This is a genomic window from Streptomyces sp. Ag109_O5-1 (genome assembly GCF_003814875.1).
Classification (GTDB): Bacteria; Actinomycetota; Actinomycetes; order Streptomycetales; family Streptomycetaceae; genus Streptomyces; species Streptomyces sasae.
This window is the reverse complement of the sequence record NZ_RKQF01000001.1, coordinates 7,102,150-7,114,831: the sequence shown is the minus strand read 5'-3', so window position 1 is coordinate 7,114,831 and position 12,682 is coordinate 7,102,150. Positions and strand designations below refer to the sequence as shown.

11 protein-coding genes are annotated in these 12,682 nt (G+C 72.1%); 5 read left to right on the top strand and 6 right to left on the bottom strand.

Going from position 1 to position 12,682, the window contains the following annotated elements; translation table 11 throughout:
- Positions 1-204: 204 nt before the first annotated feature.
- Both EDD90_RS32325 and EDD90_RS32320 read left to right on the top strand, forming a co-directional pair.
- Complete coding sequence (locus EDD90_RS32325; protein ID WP_123976422.1) at positions 205-615, top strand: DUF485 domain-containing protein; 411 nt, start codon at positions 205-207, stop codon at positions 613-615.
- Positions 612-2,222: a cation acetate symporter gene (locus EDD90_RS32320; protein ID WP_260328238.1), complete on the top strand. Its 1,611-nt coding sequence runs from the start codon at positions 612-614 to the stop codon at positions 2,220-2,222. Before EDD90_RS32325 ends, EDD90_RS32320 begins: the two co-directional genes overlap by 4 nt.
- A gap of 65 nt (positions 2,223-2,287) precedes the next feature.
- Here the strand turns inward: EDD90_RS32320 and EDD90_RS32315 are convergent, their stop codons facing one another.
- From EDD90_RS32315 to EDD90_RS32295, 5 genes are all read right to left on the bottom strand, one after another.
- The gene (locus tag EDD90_RS32315; RefSeq protein WP_260328237.1) at positions 2,288-3,175 is read right to left on the bottom strand and encodes a cellulose-binding protein; all 888 of its coding nucleotides are present in this window, start codon (positions 3,173-3,175) and stop codon (positions 2,288-2,290) included.
- 162 nt (positions 3,176-3,337) lie between these two features.
- A complete protein-coding gene (locus EDD90_RS32310) occupies positions 3,338-3,895 on the bottom strand; it encodes a dihydrofolate reductase family protein (RefSeq protein WP_123976421.1) in 558 nt (185 codons plus the stop codon).
- A gap of 104 nt (positions 3,896-3,999) precedes the next feature.
- Positions 4,000-4,914, bottom strand: coding sequence for an RNA polymerase subunit sigma-70 (locus EDD90_RS32305; protein ID WP_123976420.1), 915 nt, complete (start codon positions 4,912-4,914; stop codon positions 4,000-4,002).
- Positions 4,915-5,027: 113 nt separating this feature from the next.
- Positions 5,028-7,871 carry an SUKH-4 family immunity protein gene (locus tag EDD90_RS32300; protein WP_123976419.1) on the bottom strand — a complete coding sequence of 948 codons (2,844 nt, stop codon included), beginning with the start codon at positions 7,869-7,871 and terminating at the stop codon, positions 5,028-5,030.
- A gap of 8 nt (positions 7,872-7,879) precedes the next feature.
- Positions 7,880-8,905, bottom strand: coding sequence for an SMI1/KNR4 family protein (locus EDD90_RS32295; protein ID WP_123976418.1), 1,026 nt, complete (start codon positions 8,903-8,905; stop codon positions 7,880-7,882).
- Between the two features lie 296 nt (positions 8,906-9,201).
- Here EDD90_RS32295 and EDD90_RS32290 point away from each other — a divergent pair, with 296 nt between their 5' ends.
- On the top strand, positions 9,202-9,738 hold the full coding sequence (locus EDD90_RS32290) for a YwqJ-related putative deaminase (RefSeq protein ID WP_185149292.1): 537 nt from the start codon (positions 9,202-9,204) through the stop codon (positions 9,736-9,738).
- Between the two features lie 80 nt (positions 9,739-9,818).
- Positions 9,819-10,301 carry an SUKH-3 domain-containing protein gene (locus EDD90_RS32285; protein ID WP_123976417.1) on the top strand — a complete coding sequence of 161 codons (483 nt, stop codon included), beginning with the start codon at positions 9,819-9,821 and terminating at the stop codon, positions 10,299-10,301.
- A gap of 12 nt (positions 10,302-10,313) precedes the next feature.
- On the opposite strand, the gene EDD90_RS32280 is transcribed toward EDD90_RS32285, so the two are convergent.
- Positions 10,314-11,633: a sensor histidine kinase gene (locus tag EDD90_RS32280; protein WP_123976416.1), complete on the bottom strand. Its 1,320-nt coding sequence runs from the start codon at positions 11,631-11,633 to the stop codon at positions 10,314-10,316.
- Positions 11,634-11,799: 166 nt separating this feature from the next.
- Between EDD90_RS32280 and EDD90_RS32275 the strand changes: the two genes are divergently transcribed.
- Complete coding sequence (locus EDD90_RS32275) at positions 11,800-12,660, top strand: helix-turn-helix domain-containing protein (protein WP_123976415.1); 861 nt, start codon at positions 11,800-11,802, stop codon at positions 12,658-12,660.
- The last annotated feature ends 22 nt before the right edge of the window (positions 12,661-12,682 follow it).

The following is a 12,682-nucleotide window of genomic DNA, read 5'->3' as shown; positions in this document are numbered from 1 at the left end:
GCGCGGAGTACGCACACGAAAAAATCCGGGTTAACGCGGGTAACACCCGAGGTCAGACCGCCGCCGCACAGTAAGCGCATACCGACCGGCCAGTTGAAGGAAAAAGCCGCGCGCCCCGTATACCTGCGAGTAACGTGCGTCCCCCGTTCCCTCCTCTCCCTGCGGTCCGCCGCCACGGACCCGAGCCATGCAAGGAGCACCGGGATGTCCTACGACCCTTCCCCACGCGAGCCTTCGCAACTGACCTATCCCTGGCAGCCGTTGCCCCCGGAGCCGCCGCGGCCCCGGCATGTGCCGCACCGGGAGCCGGTCGGGCACCACAGCGACCTCCGGGTACTGCGCGGCGCCTACCGGCTGCAGCGGCGCACCGCGGCACTCACCGCGCTCGGCTACTTCACGCTGTTCCTGGTGCTGTCGGCGTTCGCCCCGCACATGATGACCAGCACGGTCGCCGACGGCATCCCCGCCGGCCTGCTCCTCGCGCTCCTCCAACTCCCCGTCACCTGGCTGGCGATCGCGCTGTACGAGCACACCGCGCGCCGCCATGTCGACCCGCTCGCGGACCGCATCCGCAGAACCGCCGAACTGGACGCCAGGCGAGGGGCCGTACGGTGACCGGCTTCAGCGGTTCGGCCCAGTACATGTCCCTGGTCGCCTTCACCGTCGTCGCCACGCTCACCCTCCTGCTGTGCGTGATGACCGGCCCGGACCGCGACGACCTCGACGAGTTCTACACCGGTTACGGCTCCCTCTCGCCGCTGCGCAACGGCCTGGCCATCGCCGGCGACTACATCTCCGCGGCCACCGTCCTCGGCACCGGCGGGGTGATCGCCCTGTGCGGCTACGACGGCGTCGTCCTCGCCCTCAGCACCGCCCTGTCGCTGATGCTGCTGATGTTCCTGCTGGCCGAACCGCTGCGCAACGCGGGCCGGTTCACCATGGGCGACGCGCTGGCCCGCCGGATGCCCGGCCGGAGCGTACGGATCGCGGCCTGCGCGGTCACCATCGCCGCCCTGCTGCCCCTGATGCTCGTCCAGCTGGCCGGCGCCGGCCAGCTGATGGCCTTCATCCTCGGTTTCTCCGACGAGTCCGTGCAGACCGGCTGTGTCATCGGCCTCGGCGCCCTGATGATCAGCTACGCGGCCATCGGCGGTATGAAGGGCACCGCGCTCATCCAGATCCTGAAGATCGTGACGCTGCTCGGCTCCGGCATCGTCGTCGCCCTGCTGATCCTGCACCGCTTCGACTGGGACCCCGGTGCCCTGCTCGCCGCGGCCGCCAAGGGCAGCGGTGCCGGCACCGCCTACCTGCACTCCGGCCTCGAATTCCGCGGCGGACCCGCCCCCCGGCTGGACATGATCAGTTCGGAGCTGACCATCGTCCTCGGCGGCGCCTGCCTCCCGCACATCACCATGCGCATGTACACGGCCTCCAGCGCCCGCCAGGTCCGGCGCTCGATGTCCTGGGCGGTGTCGGGGGTGGCCCTGTTCGTGCTGATCATCGGCATCATCGGGTTCGGCGCCACCGCCCTGATCGGCCGTGCCGCCATCAGCGCCGCCGACCCGCAGGGCAACACCGCGTATCTGCTGGGCTCCCGCGCGGCGTTCGGGACCGACGTGTCGACGGCGGAGACCCTGCTCTTCACCACCGTCACCACGGCGATCTTCCTGACCCTGCTCGCCTCCGTCGCCGGCATGATCCTCGCCTGCGCCAACTCCCTCGCCCACGACGTCTTCGCGACCCGCGTCCAGGAGATGCCGGCCCGCCGCGAGATGAACCTGGCCCGCGTCTGCGCGCTCGCCACCGGAGTGCCCACGATCCTCCTGGCGGTCCTCGTCCAGCACCATAACCTGCAGCCCCTGGTCACCCTCTCCTTCTGCCTCGGCGCCTCCGCCCTCGCTCCCGCCCTGGTCTACGGCCTCTTCTGGCGCCGCTACACCCGCACCGGCCTGATGTGCACGCTCCTCGGCGGCACCCTCACCGTGCTGCTCCTGATGCCGGGCACGAACCTGGTCTCCGGATCGCCGGGTGCCGTCTTCCCGCACGCCGACTTCAACTGGTTCCCCTTCACCACCACCGGCATCGTCTCCATCCCCGCCGGTTTCTTCCTGGGGTGGCTGGGGACGGTGGTCTCCGGCCGGCGCGGGGCCGCCGAACAGCGGCGGCAGTACGAAGCGGTGGAAGGGTGGATCCTGGCGGGGGCGGAACGGCGGGGGCACTGAGCCGACGCGTACGGAAAGGGAGTCGAACCTGGCGTACGCAGGAGCGCGGCCCATGGCCGGGGGCGCTATTCCGCCGTCGCGCGCCCCGTCAGGGACATGAGGCTGTTGCGCATGTGGTCCATGTGCGCCTGCACGCCGTCCCAGGTCTCCCCGTGCTCGCGCAGCACCCGCTCGGTGTCCCGGGCGATGCGGTCCTCCCGGGCCCGCGCCTCCGCCAGGATCTCCGCGGCACGCGTCTGCGCCGCCTCCTCGGCACGGCGCGAGGACTCCTCCGCCTCACCGAGGGCGCACTTCGCCTCGGACAGGGCCGCCTCGGCACGGGCGATGCGTTCGGCGTTGTGCGCGTCGACGGCGGCGGCGCTCGCGACCTCCTCGCGCTCCGCCTCGGCCCAGCGTTCGGCGTGCTCCTTGGCCTGTTCGGCCAGCATCGCCGTGGTGCGCTGCCGTACCTCGCGCACCGCCCCGAGGGCCTCACCGCGCTGCTCCTTCACCTCCAGCCGGGCGCCGATGCGGATGTCGTCGGCCTCGGCGCGTGCGGCGAGAAGCAGCTGGCGGGTGCGCTCCTCGGTGTCCGCGCGGAGCGCATCGGCCTGTTCCTGCGCCGTACTGCGGGTGTTCTCGGCACGCTCCGAGGCCTCCGCGACGTCGTCCGTCAGCGCGCGCCGGGCCTTGTCGCGCAGGGCCGCTGCTTCCTCCAGCACGAGCCGGTACACACGTTGCGCACGGTCTCCGAGCGACTCGTACGTCTGCGGCGGGAGTTCCGCGACGACGGCCTGCAGCCGCTCGACCTCCTTCTCCATGTCCTTGGCGAGGACGGTGAGCCGCGCGGCACGTTCCCACGCGGCGTCCCGGTCCTCCGACAGAGCCGCCATGAACGTGTCGACCTGCTCGGGGCGGTAGCCACGCCCCCGGACGGTCACGAAGCAGTACGGCGACATCGATGTGCTGCTCACCCTGGGAACCCCTCTCCACCGGACCCGCACGAAATGATTATTTCGCGCACATCTTGATGGATCGGGCTTAACTGTTCATAACGCGACACTCCGCAGATACGTCACGGTCGAAGCACTGCACGTTGTTCCTGGGGATGTGGGCGCACCAGGGGGCGCGAACGCTCAGTCGCGCGCCCTCAGATAGCGGGTCAGCACCGTCGCGCCCGACCGCTCCGCCGACACGCACTCCAGTTCGACCGACGGACTGCCGGCGGGGAAGAGCGGCCGGCCGGTGCCCAGCACCGTCGGGAAGGTCACCAGCCGGTACTCGTCGACCAGGTCGGCGGCCGCCAGCGCGTGGACGACACCGATGCTGCCCATGACGACCACGTCCCGCTGCTCGGCCTTGACGGCCTCCAGGAGATCAGCTTCGACGAGACGGGAGTTGGCCCACGCGGACACGTCGGACAACGTGCGGGAGGCGACCAGCTTGGGCGCGGCGTTCAGGCGCGCGGAGAACGGGTCGTCGCGGCCCGGCCACAGCCGCGAGAACGCCTCCCAGGTGGACCGCCCCAGCAGTACGACCCCCTCGTCCAGGACGCCGCCCAGACGGAACCTGTCCCCGGCGATCTCCTCCCGGCCGAACCGGAACAGCCAGCCGCCGTACGGGGTGCCCTCGGAACCGTCCGGGTCGGACACGATCCCGTCCAGGGTGGTGAATTGGATGACGACAACGCTCATGACGGTTGTCCCTTCGCTCGATGGTCACCGGTACATACCGGCGGCACGGCGCGGACCCATCGGCGTGGACGGAACTTCTTCGCGGGGCTTCTTCGCGAACTTCTTCAGGGAGCTTCTTGCGGTGCCAGCGTCGTCAGCGCGCGTGGGTCCGTGAACACCGTGTTGCGCGCGATCCGGCCGTCGCCGGTGACCTCGAGGACCTGCACGCTGTGCAGGCGGTGGCCGCCGCCGGGCTCCGGGGCGTACGCGGCGAGCGCGGGCTGTGCGTTGGCGGTCAGCAGGCGCGTACGCCAGCCGGTGCCGCGCATCCGGAACACGCGCTCCATGAACCGGCCGTAGTCGTCGCGGCCCCGGTACCACAGCGCCAGCGGCGGCATCTCCAGGACCGCGTCGTCGGTGAGCAGCCGTACGAGCGCGGGCACATCGGCCGCCTCGAACGCCCGCGCATACCGCCGGACGGCCTCCCGCACCCCGGGATCGTCCGGCTCGGTCACCTCGTCCGCCGCACCCATGCCCGCGAGAGCGGCACGCGCCCGCTGCAGCGCGCTGTTCACGGCCGGCACCGACGTCTCCAACTGGGCGGCGACCTCGGCGGCACTGAACTCCAGCACCTCGCGCAGCACCAGCACGGCGCGCTGCCGCGCGGGCAGTACCTGCAGCGCCGTCACCAGTGCGAGCCGCAGATCCGTGCGCACCTCCACATCGAGGCGCGCGTCGGGGAACGGCTCCAGCCACGGCACGTCGAGCGCGGGCGTCAGCGGCGCCTCCGGATCCGTGCCGGGCGCCCCGAGCCCCGACGGCAACGGCCTTCGCGCACGCCCCTGAAGGGCCGTCAGGCACACGTTCGTCGCGATCCGGTACAGCCACGTCCGCACCGACGCCCGCGCCGGGTCGTAGCGGTCACGGGCCTTCCAGGCGCGCAGCATGGTCTCCTGCACCAGATCCTCGGCCTCGTGGAACGAGCCCAGCATCCGATAGCAGTACGCCACCAACTCGCCCCGGTACGGCTCGAAGTCCACCCGCCCATCATGCCCGCGCACCACGCACAACGGGTGGCGAAAACGTGCACGCGCGCGTGGGGCCGGCCCGGACACCCGCCCGGACCGGCCCCACCGGTCGTCCTACCGCCGCGCTACAGCAGCCCGTCCCACATCTGCTCCAGCAGCACCGACCACCAGCTCTCCGGCGAACCGAGCGCCGCCGGGTCCAGGGAGGCCAACTGGGCCTGGAAGTCGACGGTCCAGCGGCCCGCCTGCTCCTGATTCAGGCCGAACCTGAGCCGCCACATCCGGCCCAGCAGCGCCAGACAGCGCACGAACTCCGGCAGCCCGGTGTTGACGAACTGCGGCGGCACGGACGCCCCGCCCGGCCCCGCCTCCACCGGCACGGCCACGATGTTCGCGGTCCCGTACTGCACACAGACCGCCTTGCCGAAGTCGGTGCCCATGACGAGGTACGACCCCGCGTCCGGCGCCGGCTGCACCCCGCGCTCCTGCGCCAGTTCCGCCAGCGTCGGCACCGGACGGCCCGGCTGGGCCTGCGCCCAGAAGAACGGTCCCATGTCCAGCGGCAGCCCCGCCACGACCAGCGTGTGCGCCACGATCGGCGGCACACCCTGCCGCTCCACCGCCACCTGCTCGAACCGGAACACGCCCGGCCCGAACGCCGCCGCCAGCTCCTGCGCGATCGCCTCCGGCGGGATCGGCGGCGCGGCCTGCACCTGCGGCAACGGCGCCCGCACCGGCGCGGGCCGCGCGGGACCCGCCGCCACCTGGTGCAACTCCCCCTGGTGCGCCAGCAACTGCCGCATCCCCTGCTGCCGGCTCGCGTGGTCCGTCCCGTACGGCGCGATGCTCGCGAGCCGCGCCTGGGGCCACTGCTCCCGGATCATCCGGGCACAGTAGGCACCCGGCAGCTCGCACGACTCCAGCTCCGTGTGGAGCTCCAGCACCTGGTCCGGCGGCACGTTCATCGCCCGCAGCTCATGGAAGATCTGCCACTCCGGATGCGGCGTCCCCGGCGCCGAACGCCGGATCAGCTGCTGCTCCGAACCGTCCTGCGCGCGGTAGCGCAGCACCGCCTGATAGCCCGGGCCCACGGTCGGCTGCCCCTGCTGCGGGTAGCCGTACGCCGGCTGCTGCTGGCCGGGGGCAGGGGGCGGCGGCATCGCACCGGCCGGCATCGGCGGCGGCATCTGCGGAGCGCCCGGCGGCATACCGGGGGCGGCGCCCGGGGGACCCACCGGAGGCCCGGCCAGCACGGTCTGCGCGTGGTGAACCGCGCCACCCGCGCCACCCGCGCCACCGGCAGGGCCCTGCGCGCCGGGCACGGGAGGCATGCCAGGGGCACCAGGGGCGCCGGACGGCCGCGGTGCGCCCGGGGCGCCAGGGGCTTGCGGTGCACCGGAGGCGAAAGGTGCGCCTGGGGCGCTCGGGGGCTGCGGTGCGCCCGGCGCGGGGGGTACGCCCGGCGCGGGGGGTACGCCAGGGGCGCCTGGAGGCTGCTGCGCGCCCCCGCCCGGGCCGGCCAGCATCGTGGCCGCGTGATCAACGCCGGGGGGCGGACCGCCCGGAGCACCCGGCGCACGGGGCGAGTCGGGGGCACCCGGCGGAGTCTGCGCGCCCGGCGCCTGCCCCGCACCCCAACCCGTCGGCCCCGCGGGTCCCCCGGGACCCAACGATGACACCAGCTGCGTCGGCGCATACCCGCTGACCGGTGCGCCCGGCGCGCCAGGCGCACCCGGCGCCGACGGCTGAGGCGTGCCCCCAGGGCGGGCACCCGGCGTTCCCGGAACGCCCGGCGGTGGAGGAGGCGCGCCCGCCGCACCGCGCGCCCTGCGCGGAGGAGGCGCGGCCTTGCTCGTCGCGGCGTCGGCTATGTCACTGGCGTTCGGTGCGAGCGACCGGCCCGAAGCGGCCGGACCCGCCGGAGGCCGGGGCGCGTCGGACACACCGGCCGGCGCCTGCGGGTAGCCGTAGCCCGGGGCGGCAGGAGCCTGCGGATAGCCGTAGGAAGACGGCGCGGGCGGAGCCGCGGGAGCCTGCGGAGGTGCGGCCGGAGCCGCCGGTCCCTGCGGGTAGCCGTACGACGGGACACCCGGCGGAGGCGGCGGAGGCGTGCTGTCCTGCGGCGCACCGGGCACGCCAGCCCTACCGTGCGCTCCGGGCACACCCGGGCGGTCGAGCGCCGGAGCCTCCGTCGTGCGCGGCAGCTGGCTGCCCCCCGCCATCAGCGCCGTCTCCGCATCGCCCAGGGCACCGTCGTCGGCGTCGCTCAGCGGCGGCGCGAACACGGTCGCGGGCAGCGGGACGGAACGGTCCTCACCAGCATCGGCGTTCGTGTCCGTACCGGCCCAAGGAGTCGCGCCGGCGGGCACCTCGGGCGCACCCGGCGCACTCGACGCCCCCTGCGCCCCGGCGGGCGCGCCCGCGCCCCCACGCGCTCCGACACCACCCGAACCCGCACCCGCACCGGCCGCCGGCCAGGAAGCACCACCGCTCCCCGCCGAACCGGCCGCAGGCACCCCGGCCTGCGTCTCCGCAAGCCCACCGGTGCCGGAACCGGCACCGGCCGACGCCCCGTCGCCCCCGGACCGGCGATCCGGGATCCCCAGCTTGTCCGCCGCCTCCTGGAGCCACTCCGGCGGGCTCAACAGGAACGACGTCTGGTTCAGGTCCACCCGGGCCGCCGCCGGCACCGCGTCGGCGACCTCCGCCTCACGGCCGTACTCCTCCTCGTACCGGCGGATCACCTCGCCCACCGGCAACGCCGGCCACAGCGTGGCCTCACCGCTGTCCCGGGCGATGACCAACCGCTGCCCACCCGCGTCCGAACGCGGACCCTCCGCACGGTCCTCGCCCCACACCACGAACCCGAGGCCGAACTCCCGGACCCGCACCTCACGATGCTGGTACGCCGGCACGTCCCCGTTGATCCACTCCTCCGCGCGCTCCTGCGCCTGCGCGAACGTCACCATGCCGAGACTCACTCCCCCGAGCCAACAGAAGAGACCGGGACGGCACGCGCGAAACCACCGTCGACCATCAGGTTCGCCACCGTCTCCAACTCCGGCGGAGAACCCGCCAGTCGCGACAGAAACACGTCGAAGTCCTCACCGCACGGCAGCAACAGCCGCTCCACGCGCTCCGCCGACGACCACGACGGATCCACGTCGCGCACATCGTCGTACGCGCAGAACCACACCGAACCCAGCCGGTCGCCCTTCACCTTCACCGCCAGCAGACCGCCCTGCACGAAACCGACGCCCAGGTAGTCCTTGGTCAGATGGTCACGCAGGCACTTGTTGACGTACACGAGGTCGTTGACCGCGGCCTCGTCGCGAACCGTGAAGAACGGCTGGTCCAGCAGCAGTCCGAGCTCCGCGCTCAGCGCCGTACCCACCGGCGCACACCCGCCCGCCGCCTTCAGGAAGGACCGGTACGCACCCGGCAGCCGGTACCCCAGGTCCTCCTCGACCCCCTGCACCTGCTGCTCCGACACCGCCACACCCGACTTCGGCAACCCGAAGTGCGCCGGCCGTGTCTCCTGCAACGGACGGGTACCGCGCTTGCCCTGGTCCACCCGCGTCGTCACCAGCCCACCGTGATGCCGCAGCAACGCCTTCACCTCGACCGGCACCAACTCCAGCCGCCGCGAACCCACCACGTGATGCCAGGTCCACCCGTGCGGCGTCGCCACCGCCGGCACCGTGTCCCACAACTCGTGCCCGGAAGCCGACAACACCGCGTTCGCGGACACGAAGTCCGTCAGCCGCAACTCGTCGACACCGAAACCCTCCGGCGGATCCGCGATCTCCGCGGCCGCACGCGCGTAGGGCGAGAAATCGGGGTAGCCACGCTCGTCAACACGTACCCCTCTCGGGTGACGTGCCGCCCGGACCGGATCCGGGAAGTGCACGACCTGCCCGGCATAGGCCGCGTTAGGCGGCGCGGCCTGTCCCCCGGCCTGGCCGCTGAGCGGTGCCCCCAGCCCGAGCCGACCTGTCGTCATGACGGATGCCCCCTGCGGCACTCGTACGAACCGAAACCGCACCCCAAGGCGCGCCACGGCCCGTATCCGGCTGTCTCTCCCACGTCCCAGACGCGTCGACCGCGCCCATCGCGGTGGCGACAGCCTATGCGGTACACGAACCCCGGTCACCGGCCCTCCACTTCCGTGACCAGCCGTCACCCCGCCGTGACAGCCTGCCCAAACCCGGGCGTGTCGCACCGCCCCAGCTACCGCACCCGCCACGGGATTTGGCAGTCTGTGATTTTCGGGGGGATCCCCGGGAGGGGAAGACGATCATGAACGCAACACAGACGGGACCACACACCGCCATGTCCGGCGCCGGCCACAGCGCCGCCCACGGCGACCCCCGCATCGGCTGGAGCAGCACCGAAACACCCCCCACCCCCATCCTCCAGCACCGCCGCGACGGCATCCTGCCCACCGTCGCCGCCGCCCTCTCCGTCCGCGGCGCCACCCTCACCGGCACCGCCGCCCGCGGCGACCAGCCGCCCCCGCTCCACCCGCTGGTCCAGGAATTCCTCGACACCCTCCCCAGCGGACAACGCGACCGCTTCACCGGCCGCTGCGCCGAAGCCATCCTCATCTCACGGCACATCAGCTCCGCCGACGCAGCCCGCAGCAAACGCGCCCTCCGCAAACCCATGACCAACGGCGAAGCCCGCAGAGCCCTCAAGCAGGCCAAACTCACCGCCCGCCGGATACGCGAGGACGGCGACCCCCTGCACGGCAGCTTCGCCGCCCCCTGCCGGGCCTGCACCGCCCTCACCGCCCACTTCGGCGTCCACGTCGTCGACCCCGCCACCGGCGACTGACGCCCGCACCCACGCCCCCACAGCACACACCCGCGAACGCACCCGCACCCGCACCCGCACCACACACGAACGAAGGGCAGATGCACCCCACCCGCTTCTCCGCGCCCGTCGACACCGCCCTGCGCACCGCCGGCTGGCAACCCGGACGCTGGGACATAAAACAAGCCGAGTTCTGGGCCGACACCCTCCGCGAGCACACCTCACCCGCCGGACACCGGCACACCGTCTTCCCCGCCGCCGTCGAAGCCTGGGCCGAATTCGGCGGCCTGCACATCACCCCCACCGGCCCCGGCCGCCAGATCGCCCCCGCCACCCTCCACCTCGACCCCCTCCACGGCCTCCACCTCGCCCGCACCCTCGGCGACCTCGGCCGCGCCCTCGACACCGAGGTCTGCCCCCTCGGCGCCGAAACCGACACCCACTCCCTCCTCGCCATCGACGCCGACGGCCGCATCTACACCCTCGACCACACCGGCGACTGGTACGTCGGCCCCGACATCGACCACGCCCTCACCACACTCATCGCAGGCGTCGAACCCGTCCGGCTCACCACCCACACCTGACCGGACGAACGCTCAGACCGCCGGAATCACCGCCGACACCCGAAAACCCCCGGCATCCGTCGGCCCCGACACAAACACCCCGCCCAGCCCCAGCACCCGCTCACGCATCCCCACCAGACCGTTCCCACCCGACGGCAGCCCCACCGACGCCGCCGACGCCGGCTCCGGCGGCGGCTCGTTCTCCACCTGCATCGCGATCTCCACCCCCCGATGCGCGAGCCGCACATGCGTCTTCGCACCCGCCGCATGCTTGTGGACGTTCGTCAACGCCTCCTGCACCACCCGGTACGCCGTCTGCTCGATCTGCACCGCATACGACCGCACCTCCCCCTCCACCGACAGATCCACCGCCATCCCGGCCGCCGCCGACTGCCCGATCAACTCCTCCAGCTCCGACAGCCACGGCCCCTCCTCCTCCGCCACCCGCGAAGCCGCCACCGCCGCCGCCACCCCCACCGCGGCCAACGGCACCGCCGCGGAAGACGCCGACGACGCCGCACGACGCCGCACACTCTCCCCCGAACGCAACACCCCCAACATCTCCCGCAACTCCGTCAACGCCTGCCGCCCCATGTCCCCCACCAGCGCAGCGTTACGCACCGCCTTCTCCGGATCCTTCCGCGCCACCGCCTGCAACGCCGCCGCATGCACCACCATCAGGCTCACCCGATGCGCGACCACGTCATGCATCTCCCGCGCAATCCGCGTCCGCTCCTCACCCCGCGCCCACTCCGCACGCTCCTCCGCCCGCTCCGCGAGCAACTGCAGCTCCCGCTCCAGACTGTCCGCCCGCTCCCGCAGACTCTCCATCAGCCGCCGCCGCGCACCCACGTACAACCCCAGCAGCAACGGCGGAGCGGTCAGCCCGAGCGACGTCGTGACCGCCGCGAACGGCACGAACCAGTCCCCCAGCGTCAGATCGCCCCGCGCCATGTCCTGCTTCACCCGCACGAACGTCACGATCATCGTGCCCACCAGCGACATCCCCGCCAGCGCCACGATGATCCGCCGCGGCAGCTCCGCCGCGGCCAGGGTGTACAGGCCGACGATCCCCATCAGGAAGCCCATCTGGGCCGGCGTGATCGCGATCGACACCAGCACGACGGCTATCGGCCACTTCCGGCGCAGCAGCAGCACGGAACCGGCCAGTAAACCGAACACGATCCCCGCCGACAGCGGGACGCCCGCGTCCCGCGCGAACGGAATCCCCTCGGCGCCGCACTCCAGCGCCGACACCAGGGCGAGCGCCCCGTCCAGAACCGCACTACGCCACCGCGACCACCACCACGGCCCGGTCAAGGCCGTCGCGTGGTCTGCCCCCGTCGTGGTCATGCGTCCAGCCTACGGGCGCGAGGGTGGGCTTTTCCGGTGAGTTTCGTCTACTGCCCTACACCACACTCCGTAACCGAACAGCACCGAAACCCTCCGGAATCCCTCGAACTGCTGAACCACACCCGTTCGAACCCGGAATGACGCATTCCGCCCGGACGGTATGCCCATGGCACATCCACAAGGCAAGTACCAGAACTTCGAGGGACTGCGGGAGCAGGCGGTCGCGCTGCGGCGCGCAGGACTCAGCCGACGCCAGATCCGCGACCGCCTCCACGTCGACAACAACGACATCCTCAACCGCCTCCTGGAGGGCGAGCCACCGCCGGACTGGACGAAGCGACCGAACGCGAAGGACGACCTGAGGGCCAGGGCGCGGGAGCTACGGCTCCAGGGTTGGACGTACAACCAGATCCAAGCCGAGTTGGGGTGCTCAAAGAGCTCGGTCTCGCTCTGGGTGCGAGATCTGCCGCATCCAGAACCCACATGCACACCCGAGGAGCAGCGAGCGCGCATGAACGCGGGACTGGCGCGACTCCACGCCTCGCGAGACCTCGAACGCGCAGCAACGAAGCGGGAAGCCGCAGCGTCCATCGGAGAGCTGTCGGACCGGGAGCTATTCGTCGCAGGGGTCACCCTCTACTGGGCCGAAGGCTCCAAGGACAAGCCGTACCGGCGCACCGAGGTCTTGCAGTTCATCAACAGCGACCCCAACGTGATCAAGCTCTTCCTCCGGTGGCTCGACCTACTCGAGGTGACGCGGGACCGCCTGACCCTCCGGGTCAGCATTCACGAGACGGCGGACGTGCGGGCCGCCGAGGAGTTCTGGGCAGACGTCGCGGACGTCGAGGTATCCGCGTTCAGCAAGGCAACTCTGAAGAAGCACAACCCCAGGACGGTCCGGAAGAACACCGGCGACTCCTATCACGGATGCCTCGTGATCTACGTCCGCCAGAGCGCCGACTTGTACCGTCGCATGGAAGGCGCCTGGTACGGCATAGTAGGAGGCGCCACTCGGCGACCTGACTGAATGTCCGGTTTGGTCGAGAATA